This is a genomic window from Verrucomicrobium sp. BvORR106, assembly GCF_000739655.1.
Taxonomy (GTDB): domain Bacteria; phylum Verrucomicrobiota; class Verrucomicrobiia; order Verrucomicrobiales; family Verrucomicrobiaceae; genus Verrucomicrobium.
Map to the genome: position 1 here is coordinate 139,902 of NZ_BATR01000118.1, position 26,076 is coordinate 165,977.

Annotated in this window: 22 protein-coding genes, 1 tRNA gene, 2 pseudogenes and 1 riboswitch; of the genes and pseudogenes, 11 read left to right on the forward strand and 14 right to left on the reverse strand. The window is 58.0% G+C overall.

What is annotated here, in order from left to right; all coding sequences use genetic code 11:
• Window positions 1-86: 86 nt before the first annotated feature.
• The 3 genes from nspC to BV106_RS22095 all read left to right on the forward strand — a co-directional run bounded on the left by nspC (window position 87) and on the right by BV106_RS22095 (window position 2,663).
• Window positions 87-1,247 carry a carboxynorspermidine decarboxylase gene (nspC, locus tag BV106_RS22085; protein ID WP_038168307.1) on the forward strand — a complete coding sequence of 387 codons (1,161 nt, stop codon included), beginning with the start codon at window positions 87-89 and terminating at the stop codon, window positions 1,245-1,247.
• 97 nt (window positions 1,248-1,344) lie between these two features.
• The gene (locus BV106_RS22090; protein WP_038168309.1) at window positions 1,345-1,791 is read left to right on the forward strand and encodes a YidB family protein; all 447 of its coding nucleotides are present in this window, start codon (window positions 1,345-1,347) and stop codon (window positions 1,789-1,791) included.
• A gap of 68 nt (window positions 1,792-1,859) precedes the next feature.
• Window positions 1,860-2,663, forward strand: a complete 804-nt coding sequence (locus tag BV106_RS22095; protein ID WP_038168312.1) for a hypothetical protein — start codon at window positions 1,860-1,862, stop codon at window positions 2,661-2,663.
• An 84-nt stretch (window positions 2,664-2,747) separates the two neighbouring features.
• Here BV106_RS22095 and BV106_RS22100 read toward each other — a convergent pair whose 3' ends face one another.
• Complete coding sequence (locus BV106_RS22100) at window positions 2,748-3,092, reverse strand: YkgJ family cysteine cluster protein (protein ID WP_038168315.1); 345 nt, start codon at window positions 3,090-3,092, stop codon at window positions 2,748-2,750.
• Window positions 3,093-3,154: 62 nt separating this feature from the next.
• Here BV106_RS22100 and BV106_RS22105 point away from each other — a divergent pair, with 62 nt between their 5' ends.
• The 4 genes from BV106_RS22105 to BV106_RS36050 all read left to right on the forward strand — a co-directional run bounded on the left by BV106_RS22105 (window position 3,155) and on the right by BV106_RS36050 (window position 5,951).
• Entirely contained in the window at window positions 3,155-3,832 is a 678-nt protein-coding gene (locus BV106_RS22105) for an urease accessory UreF family protein (protein ID WP_038168316.1), read from the forward strand.
• A gap of 104 nt (window positions 3,833-3,936) precedes the next feature.
• Entirely contained in the window at window positions 3,937-4,722 is a 786-nt protein-coding gene (locus BV106_RS22110) for a platelet-activating factor acetylhydrolase IB subunit (protein ID WP_265595944.1), read from the forward strand.
• A gap of 90 nt (window positions 4,723-4,812) precedes the next feature.
• Complete coding sequence (locus tag BV106_RS36045) at window positions 4,813-5,556, forward strand: hypothetical protein (protein WP_051946180.1); 744 nt, start codon at window positions 4,813-4,815, stop codon at window positions 5,554-5,556.
• Window positions 5,553-5,951: a gamma-glutamylcyclotransferase family protein gene (locus tag BV106_RS36050; RefSeq protein ID WP_051946181.1), complete on the forward strand. Its 399-nt coding sequence runs from the start codon at window positions 5,553-5,555 to the stop codon at window positions 5,949-5,951. The genes BV106_RS36045 and BV106_RS36050 overlap by 4 nt, the downstream gene beginning before the upstream one ends.
• 31 nt (window positions 5,952-5,982) lie before the next feature.
• Here BV106_RS36050 and BV106_RS36055 read toward each other — a convergent pair whose 3' ends face one another.
• The 4 genes from BV106_RS36055 to BV106_RS22140 form a co-directional block, all read right to left on the reverse strand.
• Entirely contained in the window at window positions 5,983-6,435 is a 453-nt protein-coding gene (locus BV106_RS36055; protein ID WP_051946182.1) for a rhodanese-like domain-containing protein, read from the reverse strand.
• A 24-nt stretch (window positions 6,436-6,459) separates the two neighbouring features.
• Window positions 6,460-7,677 carry a glycosyltransferase gene (locus BV106_RS22130; protein WP_038168319.1) on the reverse strand — a complete coding sequence of 406 codons (1,218 nt, stop codon included), beginning with the start codon at window positions 7,675-7,677 and terminating at the stop codon, window positions 6,460-6,462.
• 78 nt (window positions 7,678-7,755) lie between these two features.
• The gene (locus BV106_RS22135) at window positions 7,756-8,913 is read right to left on the reverse strand and encodes a glycosyltransferase (RefSeq protein ID WP_038168322.1); all 1,158 of its coding nucleotides are present in this window, start codon (window positions 8,911-8,913) and stop codon (window positions 7,756-7,758) included.
• A 298-nt stretch (window positions 8,914-9,211) separates the two neighbouring features.
• Complete coding sequence (locus BV106_RS22140; protein ID WP_051946184.1) at window positions 9,212-10,132, reverse strand: bile acid:sodium symporter; 921 nt, start codon at window positions 10,130-10,132, stop codon at window positions 9,212-9,214.
• 255 nt (window positions 10,133-10,387) lie between these two features.
• On the opposite strand from BV106_RS22140, the gene BV106_RS22145 reads away from it, so the two are divergent.
• Window positions 10,388-11,062 carry a DUF4328 domain-containing protein gene (locus BV106_RS22145; protein WP_038168324.1) on the forward strand — a complete coding sequence of 225 codons (675 nt, stop codon included), beginning with the start codon at window positions 10,388-10,390 and terminating at the stop codon, window positions 11,060-11,062.
• 124 nt (window positions 11,063-11,186) lie between these two features.
• Here the strand turns inward: BV106_RS22145 and BV106_RS22150 are convergent, their stop codons facing one another.
• On the reverse strand, window positions 11,187-11,456 hold the full coding sequence (locus BV106_RS22150; RefSeq protein WP_038168326.1) for a hypothetical protein: 270 nt from the start codon (window positions 11,454-11,456) through the stop codon (window positions 11,187-11,189).
• Between the two features lie 413 nt (window positions 11,457-11,869).
• On the opposite strand from BV106_RS22150, the gene BV106_RS37535 reads away from it, so the two are divergent.
• A complete protein-coding gene (locus BV106_RS37535) occupies window positions 11,870-12,664 on the forward strand; it encodes a Shedu anti-phage system protein SduA domain-containing protein (protein ID WP_265595945.1) in 795 nt (264 codons plus the stop codon).
• 156 nt (window positions 12,665-12,820) lie between these two features.
• On the opposite strand, the pseudogene BV106_RS22160 reads toward BV106_RS37535, so the two are convergent.
• From BV106_RS22160 to thiC, 5 genes and pseudogenes are all read right to left on the reverse strand, one after another.
• Window positions 12,821-13,153, reverse strand: a pseudogene (locus BV106_RS22160) (transposase); the annotation flags it as partial.
• A 178-nt stretch (window positions 13,154-13,331) separates the two neighbouring features.
• Window positions 13,332-14,702: a hypothetical protein gene (locus BV106_RS22165; RefSeq protein ID WP_343123380.1), complete on the reverse strand. Its 1,371-nt coding sequence runs from the start codon at window positions 14,700-14,702 to the stop codon at window positions 13,332-13,334.
• Window positions 14,703-14,900: 198 nt separating this feature from the next.
• Window positions 14,901-16,415: a hypothetical protein gene (locus BV106_RS38760; protein ID WP_265595946.1), complete on the reverse strand. Its 1,515-nt coding sequence runs from the start codon at window positions 16,413-16,415 to the stop codon at window positions 14,901-14,903.
• A gap of 278 nt (window positions 16,416-16,693) precedes the next feature.
• On the reverse strand, window positions 16,694-17,122 hold the full coding sequence (locus BV106_RS22170) for a four helix bundle protein (RefSeq protein WP_265595947.1): 429 nt from the start codon (window positions 17,120-17,122) through the stop codon (window positions 16,694-16,696).
• Between the two features lie 79 nt (window positions 17,123-17,201).
• The gene (gene thiC / locus BV106_RS22175) at window positions 17,202-19,172 is read right to left on the reverse strand and encodes a phosphomethylpyrimidine synthase ThiC (protein WP_051946185.1); all 1,971 of its coding nucleotides are present in this window, start codon (window positions 19,170-19,172) and stop codon (window positions 17,202-17,204) included.
• Window positions 19,173-19,417: 245 nt separating this feature from the next.
• Window positions 19,418-19,526: riboswitch (TPP riboswitch) on the reverse strand.
• A gap of 496 nt (window positions 19,527-20,022) precedes the next feature.
• Here thiC and BV106_RS22180 point away from each other — a divergent pair.
• Window positions 20,023-21,018, forward strand: coding sequence for a ThuA domain-containing protein (locus BV106_RS22180; protein WP_265595948.1), 996 nt, complete (start codon window positions 20,023-20,025; stop codon window positions 21,016-21,018).
• A gap of 345 nt (window positions 21,019-21,363) precedes the next feature.
• A tRNA-Leu gene (locus tag BV106_RS22185) sits at window positions 21,364-21,446 on the forward strand.
• A 412-nt stretch (window positions 21,447-21,858) separates the two neighbouring features.
• Here the strand turns inward: BV106_RS22185 and BV106_RS22190 are convergent.
• From BV106_RS22190 to BV106_RS38765, 3 genes and pseudogenes are all read right to left on the reverse strand, one after another.
• Window positions 21,859-22,353 carry a hypothetical protein gene (locus tag BV106_RS22190; RefSeq protein ID WP_038168335.1) on the reverse strand — a complete coding sequence of 165 codons (495 nt, stop codon included), beginning with the start codon at window positions 22,351-22,353 and terminating at the stop codon, window positions 21,859-21,861.
• A gap of 426 nt (window positions 22,354-22,779) precedes the next feature.
• Window positions 22,780-25,599, reverse strand: a complete 2,820-nt coding sequence (locus BV106_RS22195) for a PVC-type heme-binding CxxCH protein (protein WP_038168339.1) — start codon at window positions 25,597-25,599, stop codon at window positions 22,780-22,782.
• 136 nt (window positions 25,600-25,735) lie between these two features.
• Window positions 25,736-26,076: pseudogene (locus BV106_RS38765) on the reverse strand (hypothetical protein); the annotation flags it as partial.

Here is a 26,076-nt window from a genome sequence, read left to right on the forward strand (position 1 = left end):
GCCAACAGGCCAGGGAAGCGTAAGCATGCAGATCACGCCTGAGGCGTGTGTTTTCCGTATCGTCAGTTCCGCTCTTTGTCTCCACGATGTCCCAGATTGCCCAGACTTCTTTTGACCCCGCCCGTGTCGCTACGCCCGCTTATGTGGTGGACCTCGCCCTGCTGAAGAAGAACCTCACCCTGCTGCAACAGGTGCAGGAAACGTCTGGAGCAAAGATCCTGCTGGCCCTCAAGGGCTTCTCCATGTTCTCCACTTTTGGTCTGGTGCGTGAGTACCTGCAGGGTTGTTGTGCGAGCGGCCTCAACGAGGCGCTGCTGGCCCACCACGAGTTTGGCAAGGAAGTGCACGTCTATTGCCCGGCCTTTAAAGAGGCAGAGATGGAGCAGATCCTGCCGATTGCGTGCCACATCTCCTTCAACTCCTTGGCCCAATGGCAGCGTTTCAAACCGGTGTTGGAAGCCGCGGAAGGCAATCGCCCCAGCCCCGGGCTTCGGGTGAATCCTGAACTCTCCACGGTGGAGGTTGCCCTCTATGATCCTTGTTCTCCGGGGTGCCGTCTGGGGACCCGTGATATCGAACTGGAAGACGCAGATTTGACTGGCCTCGAAGGGCTACACTTCCACGCGCTTTGTGAACAGAATTCCGACGTTCTGGAGCGGGTGATCGAGTCCGTAGAACGCCGTTTCCCCAAATTTCTCAAGCAGGTGAAATGGGTCAATATGGGAGGTGGCCACCACATCACCAAGCCCGGCTATGATGTGGAGCGCCTGGTGCGAGTCGTGAAGGCTTTCCGTGAGCGTCACAATGTGGAGGTCTATCTGGAGCCTGGTGAAGCCATCGCGCTGAACACCGGCTATTTGGTCACCTCGGTGCTGGACATTGTGGGGGCCGAGGAAAAGACCGCTATTCTCGATACCTCCGCTACTTGCCACATGCCGGATGTGCTGGAGATGCCGTATCGCCCGCAGATCATTGGGGCCGGTCTGCCCAGTGAGCATTCGCACACCTATAAGCTGGGGGGCACCTCCTGCCTGGCGGGAGATGTGATCGGGGCCTATTCCTTCCCTGAGCCGCTGCAACTCGGTCAAAAACTCGTCTTCACGGACATGGGCCACTACACGATGGTCAAGACCACCACCTTCAACGGCGTGCCTCATCCGGACATTGATACCTATGACCCCGCTACCGACGAGCTGCGGGTGGTGCGCCGCTTTGGTTACGAAGACTTCCGGAACCGGTTGTCATAGGGGCAAGGGCAGGGGAACCGGGAAAAAAGACCATTGCTAGATTTTCCTCTTCCTGCCAGACTCATCCCACCCGGAGGACTCCCCGGTACTTACCACTATGAGCCTGCTAGGAGATCTGGCGCGCCAGCTAATGAGTGGCGCGCCTGGAGAGGAAAGTGAACTCACGCCCGGAGCCAACGCCCCGGGAAGCCCTAATCTCGTGCAACTGGGCATTGCACTGGTCAATCAATCCGGGGGACTCGACGGTCTGATTGCGAAATTCCAACAAGGTGGCCTGGGAGATCTGATTTCGTCCTGGGTGGGGAAAGGGGGCAATCTGCCCGTTAGCGGGGAGCAAATCATGCAGGTGCTGGGCCGAGGTCAGGTGCAGCAAATTGCTGAGGAGACCGGTACCGACACCCAAACGGCAGCAAGTGGACTGGCCCAGATCCTTCCAGGACTGGTTGACCAGCTCACTCCCCATGGCGAATCCGTATCAGGAAGTGCCCTGCAACAGGGGCTGCAAAGTCTGTTAGGAGGTGACCTGAAGAAATTCTTCGGTTAAATGCATGCAAAAGAAAGTGCGTGGGCGGCGTTGGACAAATTCCGCCCACGAAATTGTACAACCAATCCATGAAATCCAAGCTCATCCTCACTCTTCTCGCCACGGCCACGGTCGGGCTTTATGCCGCAAAAGAAGAAGCTGCGAAGGCCATCCCCAAGGAAGCCTTCGGAGTCTATAGCTTCGAAGATGCCCAGAAGCAGTCCGCTAAAAAGAAGGATCCCATCGTGTTTCTGCTTGTGAACGAGCGGACCGAGGACGCCAAGGTGGAGGGCGCGGGCAAGATCGCCTATTGGGGTCTTGAGAAGGACAACACCGTCGTGGTGTTGCGGCCCAACTCCGCCGGGGAGTGGGCTCGGCGCTTGCCGGCAGCCCTGCCTGGAGCAATTAACGCCAAGGATTTGGGCAAAGAATATCCCCGCTTGGTCGCGATGGACCACACCGGGAGTGTGGTGTTGACCTCGGTGGCTGCGGCCAAGCTCATCGACGGTGGCGAAGATGCAGTGAAGACGCTCAACAAAGAAATCAAAGAGCTGGCCAAGAATCCGCCCAAGCCGACCGCTGCCGCTCCTGCGACAGCCCCGGGTGCGACCCCTGCCGCAACCCCAGGTGCAGCACCAACACCTGCTCCTGCGACTCCGGGGGGCGCTCCCACCGCCGCACCTGCTGGCGGCTCAGTAGCCATTCAAGGTGCCAGCGCAGAAGGCTGGACAAGCTCCGATGGGCGCACGATTCAGGCTACCCTTCTTGAAGTGGCTGCCGACAAAGTGGTGCTCCAGCTCGCCAACGGCAACAAAGTGGACGTGCCTCTGGCTAAACTGAATGACGCCTCCAAAAAGCGTGCGGAAGAGCTCAAGGCGGCCAGCGCGAAGTAAGCGGCCAGACATCGTTTCAAAGGCGCGGAGCAATCCGCGCCTTTTTTTGTCCGTGTTTCACGGATGAATGCGGCGCAGGATCTGTCAGGGCTTGGCTGGGATTTCGATTGCTTCGCATACCTCGCGCCAACCGGGAAATTGCCACACGTTGGGAAAGCCGCTGCACTGCACGGGTTTGACGGGCTGGATGAGGCAGGAGTTTTTGCCTTCCAGAAAGAAACAAGAACCGTCCCCCTTGTCGATGATGGACAAGTGCTTCCGGTTTGCGCTGAGTCGCGTACGTGTTTGGATGAATTCATCCACCTCCATACCCACGTGGCGGGCAATGGCATCGACCTCCTCAGGCGTCACAATCACGTCGCCTGGCCAGCGGCAACAGTTGCCGCAACGCTGGCAGAGGTAGGAGACTTTTGAGGTGTCAAGCGACATGCGATGGACAGGGACTTTTAGGTTTTCTGCGGTCGTCGGTCCGCTAGAATAGACCGTCTGCCATGATAGCCAGGTTTCCCCAGCCTTCAACGTCACGCTCATCCGCCGCTGATCCGGACGGCAAGCTGGCGTTGCACAGCGCAGAGACTCGGGCGGAACATGAAGAGAATCTCTCATGGGTGCGCTGGATGTTCCAGAGCGTGCGTGCCCAGTGTGAGGCCATTCTTTTCCTCACGCACGGCGAGGCGGGACGGCATACCATGATCACAGACTGGGGGGCCTTCCTGGAGCAGCCCTGGAAAGCGTACATCGCTCCCTGCCTGTTGGAGGCCTGGCGGGCGGCGGACGCGGGCGATCTGGATGCGCTCCTCACAGTAGATGCCCGGTTGGGACAGCACCTTTCACCTGAGCATCTTTCCCGCAGCCTCTTTGCGGGGGAGCTTCTTCTGAAAAGCACCCGTGGAGCCAAGTATCAGGGAGTGCTCGGGCATCTGCGGCAGCGGATCGAAGAGGAGGCCCGCGAAGTTCATCTCACGACAGTGTGGGCGGCGGTGTCAGTGGTGTTTCAGCTTCCCGTGGCGGATGTGGTGGGGGAATACCTGCGGGAGGAGTGGATGACCTCGACAGGGCGTCACGCTCACCATGCGGATCCTCAGGGCTTGCTCAGTTTCGCTGCCACTGCGCATCGGACGCTCCGTGACGCGGGTTTCCATGACCTGCAAATTTGGTCGTCGCCTTGAGGAGAGAGGAACTCTTCGGTCTGGGATTCTCAATTTCCCGGTTGTCAGAATTTGGGCGCATGAAGTATGACCTCGTTGCACGTATTCCGGTTTCCGAATCAACCATGAAATCCATCCTCGCTCTTCTGATTTGCACCGCACCTGTGGCGCTGGCCCAGCAAGCTCCCACCCCCGGCACCAGCCCTGCCAAGACCACGGTCGCGGCAGCCCCTGCACCTGCTCCGAATCCCAAGGTGGCCGTCACCCCGGTTGAGCGCCCGGAGCCCGGATGTCAGGCGAGGCACGCTCGGTTCAATGAGATCTCCAGCAAGGGGGAGGCCACCCTGGTGTTTCTGGGTGATTCCATCACGCAGGGTTGGGAAGGGGCTGGCAAAGCCGCTTGGGAAAAACACTGGGCTCCGCTCGGCGCGGCCAATTTTGGCATTGGGGGAGACCGCACGGAGCACGTGCTCTGGCGTCTCCAGAACGGGAATTTTGACGGCCTTAAACCCAAGCTGGTGGTGCTGATGATTGGCACCAACAATACCGGTCATCAGAATCGGAACGGTTACTCGTGCAGTGCGGAGCAGACTGCGGACGGCGTGAAAACCATCATTGCCAAGGTTCAGGAAAAGTGCCCGGGCACGAAGGTCCTGCTGCTGGGTATTTTCCCCCGTGGAGCTGACAGCAACGATGCCTACCGCAAGCAGAACACCGCCACCAACAGCCTGATCAAGACATACGCTGACGACAAGTCCATTTTCTACATGGACCTCAGTGAAAAATTCCTTCAGTCTGATGGAACGCTCACGCAGGAGATCATGCCTGATCGCCTGCATCTCTCCGCCAAGGGATATGAGATCTGGGCCGATGCCATTGATGGCAAGGTCAAGGAGCTGATGGGGAGCTAGAGCCGACAAGTCTGCGGCCGCATCACCCCACCACTTGTCCCCAAGCGTACCCTGTAGCAACCGATCCATCGCGAGCAGCTAGTTTTCGAAATGTCGTCTCTTCCCCGCCTCCATCTCTGGCAAGATCTGGTGCCCCGCGAGGGGCCTCTCAACATGGCGTTGGATGAGGCGATGTTGCTGCAGGCGGAAGGGATCTGGATGCGCGTCTATGGCTGGGTGCAGCCGAGCATCAGCATCGGCTTTTCCCAGCCCGTTTCGGTAATTCCTGAAACTCAGGCCGGGTGGCCCATGGTGCGACGCTGGACGGGTGGGGGAGCGGTGGTGCATGATGGCGACTGGACCTACACCCTGGCTGCCCCTGCTGGCAGTGATCTCAGTGAGCAGCGCGCGGTGGAGACCTACCGTGAGATTCATGAGGCCATGATTCGTGCGTTGCACGAGGCGGGCTTGGGTGACTGCTCTTTGCAGTCGGAGAATACCTCCGACGGCATGGGGGTCTGTTTTGTAGAGCCGGCCAAGTTTGACGTGGTGTGGCAGGGGCAAAAAATTGCCGGTGCCGCCCAGCGTCGGGCCAAGTCAGGATTTCTTCATCAGGGCACGATCCAGCCGGTGAAATTGCCTGCCAGCTTTGGCCTGTTGTTTGCACGTCAGCTGGCGATGGAGGTCATCGTCATGGATCAGCAGGAAATGGAAGCCCGGCTCATGCCGGCGGCACGGAATTTGGCGAGAGACAAGTACGCGACTGTGGAGTGGACGCTGCATCGGAGCGCGCCTTCGCCTTCACCCGGTCCACTCACGCAGCTTGCGGTCCCAGGCTCCACCGTCCCGTCATGAGTACTCCAGAGACCGGCCCCTCTGCTCCGCAGCGTATCTTCGTTTATGGCACGCTGAAGCGGGGCCTGAGCAATTCGCACTATCTCGCCGGTCAGACCTTTGTCGGCACAGCCCGCACCCAGCCGCATTATCGGATGGTGAATGCGGGCGGTTACCCGGGACTCTACGAGGTCGCAGAGGAAGACGGCGGCCTCAGAGTTCACGGGGAGGTGTGGGAAGTGGATGCTTCCTGCCGGAAGGAACTGGACCTGCTGGAGGACGTCGCCGTTGGGCTCTACGAGCTGGTGCCGGTGGCGTTGGAGGAGCCTTTTGTCAGCAATGAGATCTTCACCTACCTCTATCGGTGGTCGATCATGGGTCGCGATGATGCGGGGGATGACTGGCAGGAGAGTTGAGAGCTTCGGGGCCGCTTCTCAGACAGTCTTGCTACTGCCCCAGTTCTCCGCCCTGGCGACGCCAGGCTTCGAAGCCGCCCTGGAGGATGAGTACTTCCTTGAACCCCAGAGCGTCCAGCCTTGAAGCGGCACGTGCCGCCCGTCCACCCAGGGCGCAGTACACCAGACAGGGGCGGGTTCGATCCAGTTCCAGGCGTTGGATGGACTCGTCGAAATTCGCGACAAAGAGGTTCACATACCTCGCCCCGGGCAGGTGATTCTTCCCACTGACCTCGTCCGGTGTGCGGACATCCACGATCCCTCCCAGTTTGCCCTGGTTCAGGAGCTCTTGGGCCTCGGCCACCGTGACGTATCGGGCCGTGGCGGGAAGAACCACTGACGGCGGACGAGGTGGGCCGGATGGATCCTGGGAAAGCAGCGGCACCGTTCCCATCAAGATCCACACCAGCCACGTGCGGCAGAGGAGCTGTGAAGTGGGCTGCATGGGACTGGGCAGTTGGGTGGTGAACTATTTGCGACTGATGGCCTCGAAGTACACGTCTTCCATCGCGGCCACTTGGGCATTGGCCCCAAAGTTGGCCCGCACTGACGCCGCGGCATGGGTGGACATCGTAGTCAGCAAGCTTGGGGTGTTCATCAGGGACAGCAGTGCCTCAGCCAGCTGGTCCGGGCTGCGCTCAGGCACGAGCAACCCATCGAACCCGTGCGTCACCGCCTCAGGAATGCCACCATGCTGAGTGGCCACCACCGGCAGCCCAGTGGCCATGGCTTCGAGCATGGAGTTGGGGATGCCTTCCTGATCGGCGTCTTTGGTCGTCTCACTAGGGTGGAGGAAAATGTGTGCCGCTTCATACTCCTGCAGCAGTTGATCCTGACTCATCCATCCCCGGAGTTCCACGTGGGAGCTCAGCTCGAGCTCAGCGGCGGTGCGCTGAATCTTGCCGGCCAGGGGGCCCACCCCGCAGATCACGTATTTCACGTTGGGGTGAGTCTCCGTGACGATCTTCAGTGCTTTGAGCGCGGTGATGATTCCCTTCTTGGGGATCAGCCGACAGGCCTGCACGAGTCTCCACTGGCCATCGGAAGGTGTTGTCCGGGGCACAGCGTTCAGATGCTCCAGGGGAATAGGGGTCCGGTTGAGCCGTAGCTTGTCTTTGGGACAACCCAGCACAACGAGCCGGTCCAGAAGAGACTGGCTACGCGCCATCACCAGCTTGGCGTTGGCGAACACCTTCTTGAGGGTGGCCACATAGGCTGGACGGTCGAGGAACTTTGAAACATCCACCCCATGGAATGAGACCACAAAAGGACCACCCCAGGCCCGGATCATCTCATAGTAATGCACTGCCTTGTGGCCGTAGTACACGTGCACGAGTTCGGGATCGTTCTTCTTTAGCCGAGCGACCAGATCGTAGGGGTAATAGGGGTGCACATGCCGTTCAATCGGGCGTGGCGGTGGCCAGACCTTCAGAACGTGCTTGTACCAGAAGCGCTTGACGAAGTTCCCACGAGGCCGGGGCCGGGGGAGCTTCTTCAGCACCTTCACCGGCTCAAACGGGAACAGTTCAGCGTTCTCGTGATTCTGGGTATAGACGATGGTGCGCACCCGTTGGAATCCCGTCACCTGCCGGTAAATGCTCTGCATTTCCGGCTTTAAGAAGGTGCCGCAAAGGGAGACGACCAGCGGTTTGGATTTGTCTTGGGCGTCGGGGCAACAGGATGGCATGTACGGTGGGGGTCAGCGAAGCCGCCCTGGCTGGGAGTGGTGGTACTGGTGATTATGATGACTCAAGGGGCGACCGCTTCAACGTCTTTCCCGGGCTTCGTCATAGGCCTGTTCGAGTTTGGCAATCTGCTCGGAGGACTCAAAGTTTTCCCGCACGTCCAGAGCTGCCGCAGCCCCCATGCGTTCCCAGGTGGCGGGGCTGTCAGTCAGGTCGTGCAAAGAGCGCTCCAGCCCGGATCGGTCACGCTCAGGAACAAGCAAGCCCGTGACACCATCCCTCACAGCTTCAGGGATGCCGCCATGCAGGGTGGCCACCACGGGAAGCCCCGTTGCCATGGCCTCCAGCATCGCATTGGGCACACCTTCCTGATTCTGATCGGCGGTCATGCGACTTGGATGAATGAAGAGGTGGGCGCTGTGAAAGAGGTCGCGCAGGGCAGACCCCTTTACGAATCCCGGGAACTGGATGTTGTTCTGGAGGCCCAGTTCATCCCGCAGTTTTTGCAGAGGCTCCAGCAGTGGGCCTTCCCCGGCGATGGTGAACCGACTTTGCGGATGGACTTTGGCGAAGGCAGCGAAGGCATGAATCGCATCATCCAACCCCTTCTTTTCGATCAAGCGACAGGCTTGCACCAGATGCCAGGCCCCGTTTTCTGGCCAGGAACGGCTGATCGTGGGGAACTGGTCCAAGGGGATGCCGGTGCGGTTCATGCGCACCTTTTCCACGGGGCAGTCCAGCTCAAGCAGGCGGTCCAACAATGACTGGGAGCGCGCGAGGACCAGTCGGGAAGCCTTCAGAAGTTCGCGCAAGCGAACTTCATAGGAGGGGTCGTGCGCCCGCGTCTGGACATCCATCCCATGGAATGAGACCACTGTGGGCTTGGGCCAGCGCTGGATGAACGGCAGCAAATGCACGCCGGTATGGCCAAAATAGACATGCATGAGATCGGCCTCGCGCCGGTTCAGGAGGCCGGCCAGCACCCCGTACTCACCCCGGTACACGATGGCGGGTTCGCGTTTGACGTACTTGAGCCAAAAACGCCGCAGAAAATTGCTCTTCACCCCTGGTGCCACCTCAATGCCGCCTTCGGGCATCGGGTAGAGATCCTCACTCTGTCTCTCCTTGCAGATGACAAAGGTATCGTACCGTCGCAATCCCTTGATCTGACGGTAGATGTGGAGCATCTCCGGCTTGAGAAATGTCGTGCAGTAGCTGGCAACGGTGGGGCGGTTCAAAGCGGATGAAGGGGGCGGGAAATAAGAACGGCATTCAGTAAGCGTCGCGTTTCACGAAAGGCAATCCCTTGCAGAATAAAAGTAATTCACCGTCGTGGGGAACCGGGCGGGCTTCTTCTGGCGATAGTGGGGAAGGGGGCATCGCGGCGGCGGTGCGCTGTGGCTAGGAATGGGCATCGGTGATATGGCGGACTTGGGGCTCGGCCATGGAGCGGAGGACCAAGCGGACGAGATCGAGCCAGCGAAGGGTGACTGAAATCATTCGGCATGGCCCTGCCGACGCGTTGCCGACGTTGGCTCACCTGGAGCGCCCCTCTTTCCTCGCCTGCCGCAGATGGGTGAGCGCGGGCACGGCGGCCACACCCAGGCTGACGCCGCCGTACATGAGCAGGACAAAGAGAACCCCGGCGCCGTATTCTGCGTTCTTGCCCTCCAGGCCGAAGAGGGACGCCGCGATCAACACAGCGAGGTTGATGTTCTTCATGCTCGACTCAATGCCCAGGGCCATGGCATCCCGGCTGGAGAAGCCCAGCAGGTACTGGGAGCCCCGCAGGATGACGACTTGAATGATGAGGCAGTAGAGCAAGACGGCCACAGGGATCTGGGCGGAAAAGCGGCTGAAATCGATGCGCCCGCTACCCAGGGAACCCACCACGAGGATGGCGAAGAAGAAGAGGCTCACGCGCACGACCCACTTGGAGCCCCAGTGCGCGGTGTCATCCTTCAGCATCCGCCCCAGGGCCATGCCTGCGCCGAAGGGGATGATGAGGAAGACGAAGATCTCCCGGATCACCATCCCCACGGGCATGGTGATTTCCGGCGGCAGGTAATCGCCGGCCAGCAGCCTCATGACGAGCGGCGCGGTCACCAGGGCGAGGAGGGTGGTGACTCCAGAGAGGGCGACCGAAAGGGCCACATTCCCCCGGCCCAGATGGGTGTAGATGTTCGACAGCGAACCTCCCGGCATGGCGGCGATGATGATGAAGCCCACCACAACCTCGGGCGGGAATTTGACCAGGAACACCATCGCCGCCGTCAGCAGCGGAATGCCCACCACCTGGTAGAGGACGCCCGTGATCATCGGCTTCGGCTCCAACACCAACTCCACAAAATCCCGCGCCTTGGTCACCATGCCCATGCCCAGCATCGCCAGCACCAGTTGCGCGGAGGCCACGAGGTGGTGGTAGTGCGGGTATTGGTCGAAGAGGTCTTTGAGCATGGGGGCAGGGGAGAGGGGAGAATGAGGGCCGGCCTCGGTCGGACACCTTGTGAATCGAAAACGTTCGCCGCTTCGGCTGTGAATTCGCCTGCTCTCCCCAGCTGCGACCACAGGATCCGGTTAAGGATGCCATCCCTCCAGTTCAGGATCGAAGAAGGAATGCCTTGGAGTAAACCTTTCGGACCAAATCAGTGTTCCGTCAGTGAAAATTAGTGGTTTGCTTTGCCGGTCGCCTTCTGCTCAATTAGTTTTTCCATGGAGAAATCGTACGTCTATCGTTCCGTCGAGGGCTTGAAGGTGGCGCTCATCATCTTCCTGGCGCTGGACCTGTTACTCAATGTCGTGTCCGCGGGATCGAGCTGGATGGCAATTGAGCTTCTCCAGCGTTCCTTCACCGAAGAGGAGGCCGAACTGAATGACATCCGCGAGGGAGCCATCGGCCTGAGCCAGTTGGGCGTTTATGTCGTCACTGCCATCGTCTTCTGCGTCTGGATCGTCCGCTCCCAAAAGAACGTATGGGCTTTTGGCTATCCCCAGGAAATCACTCCCGGTTGGGCCGTGGGCTGGTTCTTCATCCCCATCGCGAACCTCTGGAAGCCTTACCAGGCCATGAAGGCCCTCTGGCTCTCCAGCGTGCCCAACCGCTCCCATGCCCCGCTGCTGCCCATCTGGTGGACTTTCTGGATCCTTTCCAGTGCCATCGCTCGTGTCAGCTTCAAGACCTCCATGAAAGCCGAGACCGTGGAAGAACTGATCTCAGCCTCGCAACTCCAACTGGCCAACTGTGTCGTGGATGTCCCGCTCACGGCATTGGCTCTTGGGATTGTGATCAACATCAGCCGAGCGCAGACGGCGACGGGGCAGGAGCTTTCGGCACCGCCGCCGTTGCCGGTTGCTCGCACGGCGTATCCGCCGACGGGTTCGTGGTGAGCCAAGCAAGCATCGGAAAGGCTGTCTTGTGATCTGAGAAGCAGTCCTCAGGGGAGCGTCGCCACTCCGGAGAGCGCCACCGGAATCGCCACATCCCCCGGCCGAGATGCGGGTAGCTGTTCGACTACGAACCTTTCGGCATGGCCGCGGTGATGATGAACCCCACCACCACCTCCGGCGGGAATTTCACCAGGAACACCATCGCCGCCGTCAGCAGCGGAATGCCCACCACCTGGTACAGCACCCCCGCGATCATCGGCTTCGGCTCCAACACCAGCTCGACAAAAGCCCGCGCCTTCGTCACCATGCCCATGCCCAGCATCGCCAGCACCAGTTGCGCCGAGGCCACGAGGTGGTGGTATTGCGGGTGTTGGTCGAAGAGGGATTGGAGCATGGGGGCGGGGTGAGAGGGGCTTAGGGTAGGTCTAGGTCGGATATTCTGTGAATCGGATGCCTTTAGAGCATTGGTTGTCAATTCGCCTGATATCCCAACCATTGACAAAAAGATCTGTGTGCAGGGGCTGGACGCTTTGGTAGTTATGTATCTCTCGAGGTCATGTCGGATATGAAGATGCAAAAAATCAATGTGTGCACCCGGGGCGCACACGGCCTGAAGATGGTCGAGGGCATGCGGTCGTTGACCACGATCTTTTTGCAATCAATGCTGGTTGCTTTAGTTTATACTGGTTAGTCTAAAGACGATTCAGCCCTAAAAGGATTCGCTTCCAGAGTCAGGTTATGCTCAAAAAATCTTATGAGATAGTTGCGCCCCCGGAGCCAGCCATGAGTTGGAGGGAGTACTCTCACATGGCCCAATTGGAGTATGGGCAACTCCTGGATCGCGAGGGGAGTTCTGAGCAAGATTTTCAGAGTTTTTTTGAAGATCATCCGTGTTTCATGCCTGAAGCATACGGAACATTTGGTAGAGGTGGACACGGTCCCTATCCTGGTGCGATTGTTTCGCAGCCAATCCTACCCGGAATCACGACGAGGTTTCCGGATTTTTTGTACATTGCCAGGGACAGTGCCACTGTTTTTGCCGTGATGATTGAAATTGAGCATCCGAGAAAGTTATGGGCTACTAAATCAGGGCGCTCAACTGCTGAATTTACGCAGGCTACGGATCAGATACTAGAGTGGAAAGCTTGGTTTTCAAATCCATTGAATGTTGCACTGTTTCGGGAGACTTATAGAATTCCGGAAGATTGGACGCGACTTCGAACGTTCGAGCAGAGGTACATGCTGGTGTACGGACGGGGTGCTGAAGAGAGCTTAAATGGAGAATTCAATCGGAAACGATCCCATTTGCAACGACCTGACGAGATCTATATGACTTTTGATAGGTTGCGCCCGAACTATAACCTTCACCATTGCGTGTGTGCTAGAATTGATGCATCTGGGTATCGGGCAATTTCAGTGCCGCCAACAATAGAGTTGGGGCCTAATCAAGAGTATGGCTTCCAAGCCATTCGGGATAAGGTGACTGCCGTCAAGAAAAATAAGTATATCTCAGACACTCGCAAAGAATTCCTTTGCTCAAGAATCCCATATTGGGACAATTGGTCTGGAAGTGGAGTGAGGAGCAGTGCCGATTTCGAGTAGATAGTGTTAAAGTTCGGCAACTGTCGTGTAACTATGGGGTGACATTTAACTGGTGGCCAGGTGGGCAGCAAGGGAAAGCTGGGTCAGCGCTCGATACCAAACTAACAATCTAAGCATATCAGATTCTCATTTCGATTGGACCAATTGGGCTCTTCGTTAGTTTCCGCGGGATTTTGACAAGGCTGGAAGCATGTCGAGTCCGCCTAGGAAGAACAGAATGCGTATACGGTAGTTGTCGAAGTTGCGAAAGCCCCGTGCCGACGCCTTGAGCAGTTGAATGCGGCTGTTGAGCCTTTCTGTCAGTGCGTTGGTGATGGGGTGGGTAAAGTAGTTGAGCAAACCTTGAAGGTGCGTCTTCAACGTGCGCGCTGCCTTCTTGACAGGCTCAAGACGTGAACTCATGACCCGGTTCATCCATCGGGCGAAGAAATTGGCCCCTTCTGCAGCAGTGCGCTGTCCCCAGAAGGCAGCAAACGACTCCTTGTGCTCTCCAGTGGGCAGCAACGACATAGACCAAACACGAATCAAGACCCGTAAGCCTCTTGCACCTTCGGAATTGAAAGTGCGAAACTTGACGGACACTGCCGGCGAATCTCGGTTTGCCGACATGTAACCTTTTAAGATTTGAGTGGAAGAGGCGCGTTGAGAAAGGTGCTTCAACTATTGATTACTCTGAACTTCGATTTTTCTGATCCCAAGGCTGCGGGGCATGTGAGGGCGCGACAAGGTGAATATAGCCTCCACCGTGCCGGTCTGCCAGCGCACCAATGCCAATTCGACTTGTAATATTGCGCTGGGCTATGACGCCGCTACCGCTTTTCACAGTAACAGTCATTGACGACTCGAGCTCCCTAAGGTTTTGAGATTCAAAGAAATACTGCTTTAGTTCAGGATTGTTGAAGTCTTGAATCAAAAGCTCGTACAGCGTTCGCATGAATAGTGAGATGTCAAATTCGTTGTGCTCTCGGCGTTCCTCTTCAGACGTCCGATGATTGATAATCATTGGATAAGGTGTAAGGGCATGGAGTAGGGCGCTAGGCGATATCGTAATGATGCTGAGCGCGTCAGCGCCGTCCTCCGGGGGAAATGCGAGATTTCCTTGAATTGTTGAGATATGATGAACCAGATCTAGGTTGAGAGATGAGCGAACAAGGTCGCCCATCATTACTTGAGCGATTTCTTGTGCGGCAATTGGACTGCTAAATATATAAGTAATTATCTTGGCAAAGTTGTCATAGCGCTGAGGTGCAGTGTCGCTTCTGATCTGATAATTGTTCTCACTCTCCTGAAGCAAATTCTTCGATAGTAGATCTCCCAGTTCAGAGGAAGCTTCTGCAACTTCATATTCTACATGTTTGCTCAAAAAGGAGTCTAGCGAAGCGGGGGTAGATAATGTCGAAAAGTAAATAAGGATTAGCTGACTCAATCTCTTTTTCCTTGAATAAGCTCGCGCTTCCTCGTGAAGGTCTACGAATTTAGCATCCTCAATTCTGCGTTCCAATAGAGGGCGGATTCGGTCTAAGTGATCTTGAGTGGTTGGCTCGCCTGCAGCTCCCAGTACGGTATAGCGTTGCCCTTCGAACACGACTAGCCAATATGCTGTCATTTCATAGTAGACAAGCTCAATCGAGGTGTGGGTTCTCTGGGTAAATCTAGAGATCGCTGCTGTGATGTCTTCAGCAGTTTTGGCGCCGAGCAATTCACATACAATTTTGGTTAGTTCAGGTCCGGAGAGAAGTTGGATGCGGACTTGACTAGTTCGAAGTTCATTGTAGCTGCCTGATACATTTCCGTTCACTCCAGATAGGGCAATAAATAAAGCGTGAATTTCCTGCCTTTGCCGAATCTGTTCGACGAAAATTTTGCCTAGAAACTTCATCCAAGCATCCGTTTGAACGGGGTTTCTATATGCCTTGCATTCAACAATAAATCGCACATTGGAGGTCGAGCCTGGCGTAGGTAGCGGGAAGTCTGCGCTCAAGTCCAACTCTTCCCCACCTCCGCTGATGCGGTTTCTGGCAATATTGACGTAGTTCAAGCTTGCAAGTATTCTCTCCGTTAGGCGCTCAAGTTGAGTGCCAATTTCATCCGAGTTTTGCCCGAGTATAATCATAGTTGCTCCAAGCGATTGTCGCCTGGTGAATTGTCGTGTTGCTGAAGCTAACCACTCCCTTTGATTTTGATGCTATCAAGCTAAGAATGTCTTGATAATGTGTGATCGATTGGATGTCTGACATCACTTAGATGGCTTGCGCTTGTGCGGTAGCGTGCGAGTGAAAGAAATTAAGTAGGATCGAAAAACTGGGTGAATGTCCCAAGTCAGTGCTTGCAGTTCATTCCATCGATCTCGCTGCACCAACTGCGGGTCGTCTAGAAAACTAATGTGATCAAATCCGCGTGGTTTTGAGGGGTCCTTTTTCCGAGGATTTATAAAATCTGCTTCATGTAAAATCGAAAGTAGCGTGAGGGCACTGTCATCTGAATTTGGTTGAAGGCTAACTCCGTATACTCGAATGTTAAATCGCGAGGGGATATCCCGAAGAAATATTCTAAGATCCTCGAAATCCCATTCAAAATCGCGCCCAGCGAATAGCTTAATGATTTCCGTCAAATTGTTGCAAATTTCGCCAAATTCTATATTTAGGCTTTCGGCACATTCTCGGGAATATTCGCGCATAGAGGCTTCTGCGTCTTCGTCCGATATCCTGATATCGCCGCGCCCAATTGCTTTTTTAATTAGATGGCCAATGAGCTGAATGGCGTCGCGGGGCCGGTCCCGCCCTGACTTAACAATGAATGCTGGCCAACTGCGTCGATTGTCTTCGGTAGTAGGTAGCCTGACTGTACTGCTGCTGAAAAATGAAAGGAATGGGTCTGTTGGGTCTTCGTTGATCTCAGTTGCTGCAGCGGCAAGGCGACTGGTGATGATTTGGGTTATATGATGACTGGTAGAGCGTAGAGTTACGAGGAGGGGACGTATGTGATCTATTTGATCTCTCTGACCACGATCATTTCTTGTCAGTCTAAGCCAGACTTCAGTCCGCAGAGAAACGATGCATTTCAGGCTGTGACAATCTTGAGAAAGTTTGCGGATCGAGAGCAGGAGTGCCCAAATCCGGTTAAGGTGATTTGGGTCATCTGACGTGGCGATTTGGTCTGAGTCATCTATAAATAGATAAAAGCTGTTTCCTCGGGCTTCGAGGTGGTCGCCGATAGCTTTGGCTAGTTTGGATGAGTTGGTTGATCCAGTGATGCTGGCGATAAGTTCGGATACGCTTGCTTTAGAAGTAGGTCTGGCTATAAGTTTAATGACCTCTGCAGTTTTGCGTGCGAAACTCGGCTCAAGGGAGCCCTTTGCTATCGCTTCGTTGTAAAGCAATTCTTCAGGTCCCGTAAGAAAGCCGCTCAGTTCGCTTCCTATCTTGGATGCGATGCAGGATACAAGGGCTTTGTGAATTGCCCCTTTTAGACTTGCGATGTCGGAAGCAGTTTTGAAGTCGGTGGTATCAATGTCGTCAGGACGAATTAGTATAGTGGGGACCCCGTATTTAGAGAAGTCGTTTTTGAGCCATTCCATCAATGCAGTTTTTCCAACGCCCTTGCGGCCGAGTAAAATGGTAGGGCTTCCTTCAGGAGTGCTTAACACTTCAGACAGCTGAAATGGGGTAACAAATACTTTGTCCAACAGATGGGCATCTCCCTCAGCCGTTCCTGTTGGAAAATATTTTTTCAAAATTGCTAGTCGACTCATCTTAGGAAGTGTTATTCAGGAGTCCAATATTGATTGCCATGGTTTGCAAGTAAACGTGGCTAAGCGTTCCACTCAATCACAGTGAAGCTTCCAATCTCCAAAACTAAACCAAATCAACAGAATTTTGTCTACCTGTAAGTGTTAAAGTGTTGAGATCCAGCTCTCAATTTTGTTAGATCTGTGGCTGACACAGGTCGCCCTTCTCGACGAAATCGATTTCCAACCGACGGATCTGCTGATCCAGCAAGTAGTTCGCTTGGTGGATGAGGCAGATAGCTCTATGTTGCCAGAGTGGCGGCGGGGCGATCCTGGAAGAAGGGGCGGTAGGTCTCGAAAGTTTCTGACTTCTGTTTGCCTAGATTGCGGACATACAGGGCTTCCGCAGAGTCTTTGGTCCAGAGGGGGAGATCGCGCACACGGAGGTAATCTTGATAGTCGATCAAGAGTTCCTCCAAGCTGGCTCGGGCCACATTCGTGAGTTTGATCTCGGACTCTGTGGAGGTCACAGAGGCGTTGCTGCTCTCGGCGATGTTTTGTTTTCCCGAGCGGGCGGCCTGCACCATTTGATCAATGGTGCGGTCTCCGCGGTTCAGGAACCGCTCGCAGAAGCGGAACGTGAAGTCGTAGATGATCTCTGACTTCCGGTAAGAGAGAAGCTCCCGGTAGTTTCCTGTTTTGGGGAGGAAGCTGCCGGGATCGGGAGGCATTAGGAGAGGGGGGAGTGGCGTTTGGGATAGGAGGAATTGGTCCTATAGGACTTATAAGACCTATTCATTCAGGAGTCGACTAGGCGTTTTGATACACCTCCGCCCCCGCTTCGACAAACTCCTTCGACTTCTCCTCCATCCCCTTCTTCAGGGCTTCTTCTTCGGAAATGGCTTGTTCGGCGGCGTATTTCCGCACGTCCTCGGTGATCTTCATGCTGCAGAAGTGCGGGCCGCACATGGAGCAGAAGTGGGCGGTTTTGGCACCTTCTTGGGGGAGGGTTTCGTCGTGGAACTCGCGGGCGGTGGTGGGGTCGAGGCTCAAGTTAAACTGGTCTTCCCAGCGGAACTCGAAGCGGGCCTTGCTGAGGGCGTTGTCGCGGTACTGGGCGCCGGGGTGGCCTTTGGCGAGGTCGGCAGCGTGGGCTGCGATCTTGTAGGTGATGACGCCGTCCTTGACGTCCTTCTTGTTGGGGAGGCCGAGGTGCTCCTTGGGGGTGACGTAGCAAAGCATGGCGCAGCCGTACCAGCCGATCATGGCGGCACCGATGCCGCTGGTGATGTGATCATACCCAGGGGCGATGTCGGTGGTGAGAGGCCCGAGGGTGTAGAAAGGGGCCTCGTGGCACCACTCAAGCTGCTTGGCCATGTTCTCTTCGATCATGTGCATGGGCACGTGGCCGGGGCCTTCGTTCATGACCTGCACGCCCTTGGCCCAGGCGCGCTTGGTGAGCTCGCCCTGGACTTCGAGTTCGCCGAACTGGGCCTTGTCATTGGCATCCGCAATGGAGCCGGGGCGGAGGCCGTCGCCGATGCTGAAGCTGACGTCATAGGCGGCCATGATGTCGCAGATGTCATCCCAATGGGTGTAGAGGAAATTCTCTTTGTGATGGGCCAGGCACCACTTGGCCATGATGGAGCCGCCGCGGCTGACGATGCCGGTCATGCGGCTGGCGGTCATGGGCACGAACCGCAGGAGGACGCCGGCATGGATGGTGAAGTAGTCCACGCCTTGCTCGGCCTGCTCGATGAGGGTGTCGCGGAAGAGCTCCCAGGTGAGGTCCTCGGCCTTGCCGTTGACCTTCTCCAGCGCCTGGTAGATCGGCACGGTGCCGATCGGTACGGGGCTGTTGCGCAGGATCCACTCGCGCGTGGCGTGGATGTTCTTGCCGGTGGACAGGTCCATGACGGTGTCTGCGCCCCACTTGGTGGCCCAGCGCATCTTTTCCACTTCCTCCTCAATGCTGGAGGCTACGGCGGAGTTGCCGATGTTGGCGTTGATCTTCACCAGGAAGTTGCGCCCGATGATCATGGGCTCGAGTTCCGGGTGGTTGATGTTGGCCGGGATGATGGCGCGGCCGGAGGCGACTTCCTCGCGGACGAACTCGGCGGTTATCTCGTTGGGGATGCGCTGGGGGAAGCGACCGAAGATTGACGGCGTGTAGGGGCTGCCGGTGCCAAGCTGAGTGGAGCCGACGTGCTGCTTGTGGAGGTCGGTGCGCAGGATGTCCTGGCTGAGGTCGGCGATCTTGGCCCGGCCCATGTTTTCCCGAAGGGCGATGTACTCCATCTCCGGCGTGATGATGCCCTGCTTGGCATACCAGAGTTGGGTCACGGGATGCCCGGCGCTGGCGCGGAGGGGCTTGCGGCGCTCGCCATGGAGGCTGGGGAACTCGATCAAGCGGTTGCGCTCGGCCTTGCTGGCGTACTCGGCGTGCTTGCCGGAGAGGTAGCCGTTGTCCTGAGGCTTCACCTCACGACCATCGTACTCCTCGACGTCCTGGCGGTCCGCAATCCACTTCGCCCGCAGGGTGGGCAGGCCTTCCTCAGGGGTGCCGGTGAATGCGGGGTCGCCCCAAGGGCCGGAGCAGTCATACACGCGCACGGCGGCGTTCTCCTCGATCTTCCCGCTGAAAGTCTTCGTGGGCGACACCGCGATCTCACGCATGGGCACGCGGACATCCGGGTGCAACTGGCCTTCGACGTAAACGCGGGTGCTGTTGGGCAGTTGTTCGCTGCTGTGGGGCTCGAAGGAATCTTTGGTGGCGATCATGGAAGGGAAAGGGATAAGGGAAAAGGGGGAAGGGATAAGGGGAGGGTGCGGCGAAGCGGGTGGGAGGAGTGAAAAGTGGTTAGTGAAAAGTCAAAAGTAGTAGTTAGGCGCTTCGCGCGGGGAAGGTGAAGAGGTGGAAAGGGGAGGTTTGGAGCTTCGCGCAGGTGATGGGGAAATGAAAAAGCCATGCGGCTGAAGGGGCAGCGGCATGGCGGAGGGTGGGCGGAGAAAATTGGCGAGGTAGAACCGGATCAAGCTTTGCTCCCTGCGGCGACATTACTCGCATCAGGTTCAAAGGGTTCCTTTGTTGCCAAAAGTCTCAGCCGACCGTGGTCAGCGCCCCTGCGTTTGGATGCTAAGGGAGCTTTGGGGGAGAGGCAAGGGGAAAGGCGGGGGGAGCCGGTGCGTCGGTGCGTCGGTGCGTCAGTGGTCAAGGTGTTGGAGGTGTAGTCGTGAGGGAGAGGGGCTTGAGCTTTCGAGGGCGTGGAGACTGCGAGAGGTGCGGCAGTCGGTTGGGGGGCGGAATCGTTGGCGTGACTTGGGGCTTCGTTCACCAGCGGGACCGGAGATCCCGCCTCCTTTACTCTGCGGCGGAGATGAGGGGGAGGATTGGTCCGGAGTTTGGAGTTTGGAGTTTGGAGTTTGAAGTTTGAAGTTTGAAGTTTGGCTTCGTCCGACGTCTCCCGGCGGAGCCGGGCTACTTTTTACTTACTACTTTTCACTGTTTTCACCGAACCCTGAAAGGCTTCCTCCTTCCCACTGCGTTGTTTACGAATGAAATGAATGCGGTCGGGGCACGCCGGCTTTGCATTCCGGGTCAACTGCTTGCATCTTCCCTTCCTCAAAAATCATGCGTTCTCGTTCCCATACCCTTTTCCCTGCTCGTCCGACTCTTTCCCGACGTCTGTTTTTGCCTTTTGCCGGTGCGGCCGCGATGGCGGCGCTGGGCTTGGGGGTGGCGGTGCCGACGGTTTCGGCCAAGGACAAGACGAAGATTGTGATCCTGGCGGGGGAGAAGAGCCACCCGAGCGGTCAGCACGAGTTCGCGGCCGGGGCGAAGCTTCTGGCGAAGGCGCTCAATGAGCAGAGCGGGCTGGATGTCGAGGCGGTGGTGGTGACGAACGGCTGGCCGAAGGATGAGTCCGTGTTCAACGGGGCCAAGGCGGTGGTGTGCTACGCGGATGGCGGTGGCAAGCATCCCTTTGTGGCGCATCTCCCGGCGGTGGAGGCCTTGTCCCAAAAGGGCGTGGGCATCATGTGCATGCACTATGCCGTGGAAGTGGTGCCTGGACAGGCGGGCGAGCCGTTCAAGAAGTGGATTGGCGGATTTTATGAAGGCCAGTACTCGGTGAACCCGCACTGGGACGCCGATACGGAGGCGAACAAGGAGCACCCGGTGAGCCGCGGCGTGAAGCCGGTGAAGGTGCACGATGAGTGGTACTTCCGCATGCGGTTCGCCGAGCCTTCGACGGCGACCTCGCTGCTGACGGCGACGCCGACGCGCGAGCGGATCAAGCGCTATATCCACTGGAATCCCGGTGCAGATGGCGAACTTGGCAAGCCCCAGACCCTCATGTGGGGCGTGCAGCGTCCCGATGGCGGTCGTGGCGTGGGCTTCACCGGCGGTCACTGGCACCGCAACTGGGCGTTGGAAGACTTCCGCAAGCTGGTGCTGAACGGGATCGTCTGGACGGCTGGCCTGGAAGTGCCCGAGGGCGGGGTGAAATCAAATCCCGTGACCGAGGCGCAGCTCAATGAGAATCTGGACGCCAAGGAGCCGATGGTGCATGTGAAGCTGCCGGCCGCGGAGGATTTTAATCTGCCGATGGCGGAGCCGAAGAAGTGAAGTGAAAAGTGGTTAGTAAAAAGTGAAAAGTGGGGCTCCGACAGGTGAGGGGAGGAGGGATGGAGTTGGGGAGTGTTGGAGGATTGGGATTGAGTTTTGTTTTTGGCGGGCTGCGGTCGATTTGATCGCGGCCCGCTTTTTGTTTGGGGGGTGCGGAGTGTGATTGGACCGGAAGAGGGAATGAGCCAGGCGGGACGCCTGGGGAACGCACAGCCAGGATGGCTGTGTCACTCACTTTTCCGTGCTGTTCTTGTTGCACAAAACGTCAGGAGGGCTTTAATGACTTCCCTGCTCCGAGCTGCTTTGTGGTGAGGACAGTTTTTCTTCCAGGAAAAGAGATTTAAGGCCGGCGTGGCGAAATCGGTAGACGCGCTAGACTCAAAATCTTGTTCCCAAAAGGAGTGTCGGTTCGAGTCCGACCGCCGGTACTTTCCCGAATCCTTTTCCTGTTTGGTTCTCGTTGAACCGACGCATCTGCTGATGCAGCGAGGTTGTATTGAGTTGGAGGGCTGAACTGATGCTGATTGGCAATCTTGAGGGATAGCCGAGACTGGTCAGGCAATGTGGAAGAACCGTCTCGGTTCTTGTTTGCGTGGGAGCTTGCGAGGGCAAGAACCGAGACGGTTCTTCTACCTTCGTGCGTCAGGCGGTTGGACGCGATGAAGGGCTGGGAGAGTGTCAGGAGTGTGGCGACTGAGCGGGGTTGGAAACCCCTTCTCCTTTGAGGGACTCAGGCATTCGTACGTTTGTGTGAGACAGTCGCTCCGTTTTCGAATCTGATGCCGATTGCCAATCGGCGGTACAGCAGATTGCCAATCTGCGCTACGCTTTTTTGAGCGGTTAGTTGGCGGCGGGTTTGGAGGTGCCGATTTTGGCGACGTTGATGAACTCCTGATCGTCTTTGCTGAGGCGGCTGAGGGGGAGTTCGTAGGGCTGATTGTTGACGAGGAGGCGGACCTTGCCGTCGCGGATGACGGTGGGAGGTGAGGGCAGGGCGACCGGGGCGGGCGCTGGGGGCTCGGGGGTGCCTTTGACGGTCTCGACAACGTGTTCTTCGAACGCGATGAGTTTGCCGACGAGGGCTTTGCCATCGGCGCTGTTCCATTGCCGGGAATCCGACAGGGAGTAGTAAGTGACCGTGCGGATGACGGTGGGTGGTGTCGGAGCCGGAGTGACGTTGACGTTCGCGTTGTTGAAGGCATCGCCGACACCTCGTTTCTGGAAGCTCTTGGGCGTGGTGGGCACGGCCTGGGCGTGAGCGGTGAGAGTGCCAGCGAGGGCCGTCGTGAGGACGGTGAACAGGAGAAGGGTGGCGCGGCACGTCTTCGGTTTCATGAGGGACAGTTTATCGGAAGGTGAAGGAGGTGGGAATGGGGAAGTTTGATTTTGGAATTTGGATTTGTGATTTTGGATTGGGGAGAGGCCCGGGGGCGGATCGTGGGTTTCAGAGTGGGTAGCTACTCGCTTAGGGCTCGTCCAACGTTGGGCTGTGTTAGAGATCCCCGCTGGGGATCAGCTTCGAAACCGGGGCGATGGTGGGAGCGGGTGGGTGTAACGAGATCACAAGGGGAGCGTAAGCGGTGATGCTCACCGCAGTCCCAAAAGCGCTGCGCGCTCAGGTGTTGGAAGCGGTGGAATGGTTTGGCACCACTCCGGGCCTTTGGTGTCGAAGGTAGGGAGGCAGCATTCAATGGATAAAAAAAGGCCTCTCCGGGTGGAGAGGCCTTTTGGGGAAGAGGCTCAGGTCTGACGTCTGGTGTCTTATTTGATGTCGTCGGACTTCAGATACGCGACGATATCGGCCAGAGCTTGGGCGTTGAGGGCCATCATGTCGGCGGTGAACATGAGGGAGTGTTTCATGCCGGTGTTGGACTTGATGAGGCGCTTGGGCACGGCCTGGATGACGCCGCCCATGGACTTGATCTGCACGGGGTCGTCGTTGCTGAGGACCATGCCGTCGATAGTGACGCCGTCCTTGGTGACGATGCGCTTGCCTTCATAACCGTGGGCGATGTCGCCGGAGGGATTGATGATGGCGTTGAGCAGCACTTCACGGGTCTGGGTCTTGCCGAAGACGGTGAGGTCGGGACCGAAGTCCACGCCGGGTTCGCCGATCTTGTGGCAGGTGTAGCAGGTGGCGACGGCGATCTTGCCGCGGGCGGCATCGCCTTGCAGCTTGAGGATGTCCTCCACCGGGGGCAGGGTTGACGGGGTGGTGGGCAACTCAGGCGAGACGAAGGGCGTGAGGGCGACGTCGGCATCCGCATCATAGATGCCGCGCTCCTTCAGGGCGTCGGTGAGGCCGTAGTCCTTCCAGAGGCCAGCGCGGCGGTTGAAGAGCCACCAGAGGGTGTCGCCTTTGAGCGGGGAGTCTTTGACCTCGGCGATCTCCACCATAGCCAAGGCGGCGAAGGGCGACTTGATGAAGGCGAGGGAGTCGAGCGCGAGCTTGCGCTGCTCCCGGCTGAGCTTGCTGGAGAGGATGCGGGCCTTGAGCGCGGGGACGGCATCCGGCGGGCTGAGGCGCCAGGTGAGCCTGGCAAAGGCATCACTCCAAGCTTCGGGATCCGCCTTGCCATCGGGCAGGGCTTCCTTGATCGCGGCATAAAGGGCGCGGGTGTTGCCCTCTGCACCGAGGCCGAGAGCCTCCAGATAGGTCCGATCCTTGCCGTCAAAACGCTTGGCGACTTCTACCAGAATCGGGCCGCTCTGGGCGAACGGCACATCGCGCAGGCTCAGGGCTACTTCACGACGCACAGCGGGGGAGGCATCGGACGCCATCTTCGTGGCCATGGTGACGACGTTGTGATTCGCACGGCGCAGGGCACGGTAAGCGATGACCCGAGTCTGTTCCTCCTTGGCGGTCAGCAGGGGCTCTACCTTGGCCACCCCGGCAGGGCCCATCTGGGCGAGCAGCCAGATGGCGCGGGCGGCGAGGTAGGGATTCTTCTCCTGAAGCAAAGCGGCGACGGCTGGCGCGGCTTTTCCACCCTGGGCCTTCAGGCGGGTGAAGCCGGCGTAGCGGACATTCGGAGCGGGGCTCTTCAGCGCGGCGATCTGGCCTTCGGTCGTGTTCAGGTCAAACTTGGGCACCACGGACTTGAAGCCCTTGGGCGCGATGCGGTAGATCGTGCCGGAGGTGGTGTTGTCGAGGTCGGCATGGCCGCCCACGCGGGCATCGAACCAGTCCGCCACATAGAGTGCGCCGTCTGGGCCCACCGTGACATCGCTGGGGCGGAAGAGGGTATTGAGCTCTGAGGTCACGCTATTGGTGCCGCCGAGGAAATCAGAACCGGCAAACTTGCCCTCCTTGTTGGAGGTGAGGAAGTCAAAGCGCTCCAGCTTGAAGCCTGCGCCGTCGGGTTTCGGGAGATAACCAAAGATGACGTTGCGGCCGGCTTCGCAGGCAAGCAGCAGCCCCTGCCACTTGTCGCCCAGGGCGCCGTTCTCATAGTAGGCCACACCCGTGGGCGAGCCGCCCCCGTACACGTCGCCAGCAGGCATGGTGCCGGGGTCTTCCTGACGCCACTCGGCGGTGGGGATCTTCTGCCCGGGGCGGCGATCGGCGGCCCAGGCGCGCTGGCCATCGGCGGAGGCAAATCCGGCGTTGCCAAACTCCAGCACGGGAGTGACGCGGCAGGCCGGCGGGTCGTCGTTGTCGCTCTGGTAGATATCGCCAAAGGAGTTCACCGCCTGCTCATAGCTGTTGCGGAAGTTGTGGGCGATGACGTTGACGTTCGAGCCATCCGGATTCATGCGGGCGAGGAAACCACCGATCCACACGTGGCCGTCGTCGCTCTTCTGGCCGGCAATGGTGCTGGGGTCCACGACCTGCTTGCCATTCTGGTGCACATAGGGGCTGCCCATGCGGAAGGTTTTGCCGGACTTGTCTTTGAAAAGAGCTCCGGTGTTACCCTGGTTGAAGTACCACTGACCGTCCGGACCGGCGGTGACAGAGTGCAGGCTGTGATCATGGCTGCGGCCGTTGAAGCCGGTGAGCAGAATATCGCGCTTGTCCACGGCGGGGTCGAACTTGCCATCGCGGTTCACATCCGTGTACACGAGCAGGTCGGGCGGCTGGGAAACGATGAGCTGGTTGTCCAGCACAGCCACGCCGAGCGGTGCGAGGAAACCGGTCTCCTGGAGGAAGGTGTCAGACTTGTCGGCCTTGCCGTCGCCATCGGAATCCTCCAGAATAACAATGCGGTCGCCTTCCTTCTGGCGGCCGCTGTGGCTGCGGTAGTTGACCCCCTCAGCGACCCAAAGGCGGCCGTCCTTGTCGAAATCGATGTTGGTGGGGTTGTGCAGCTGCGGAGTGGTGGCCCAGACGGTGACTTCCAAACCCTCTGGCACGGCGAAGAGATCCGTCGGTACAATCGTCGGCGTCGGAAGGGCCGGGGGCGGGGTGGGTGTGGGAGTCGCCGCTGGAGCGGGGCTCGCAGTGGGATTGGCTGGGGCGGCCGCTGCGGGGGCGGGAGCCGGAGCCGGAGTCTGCCCGGGAAGGGCGACACTCAGAGAGGACGAAAGAAGGGAAGTGGCGAGGGTGGCCCCAACGGCCGGGCGGAAGAATCTGGGAAGCATGGCAGGAAAACGATGCTTCTAACGCCAAAGTATTCTATGCACAATCGGACATTTGTTCATGAAAAACCTGAGCCCATTCTGCAAGAATGGGGTTCAGAAGTGCGGGGGCGTTTGGCTATGATGAGCCCTGGCCGGACTATTCCTGCCCTTCGAGAGCTTTGCACGGACCTAGTACCTCACGCAGGATGAATGCCTGCTTGTAGCCGTGGGTGGTCTTGAGCATGTCCGTCAGCGGATGGGCTCTTCTCGCAGGGACCACGGTGGCCAGCACGAGGCGCTCTGGCGACTCGGAGGTGGATTGGGCGGCTGCGGCCCGCGAAATATGGGCAGATGTCGAAACGGCTGCGGGTGGGGTTGCCGGGCGGGAAGCCTGGGGGAGCGTGGGAGGGCGTGATGGCCGGGCTGGGGCTGAGGGGGCGGCAGCGGGGTGGGGAGAACTCACGTCTTCGATGCTGCGGCGCAGCGAGTCCATGAGAT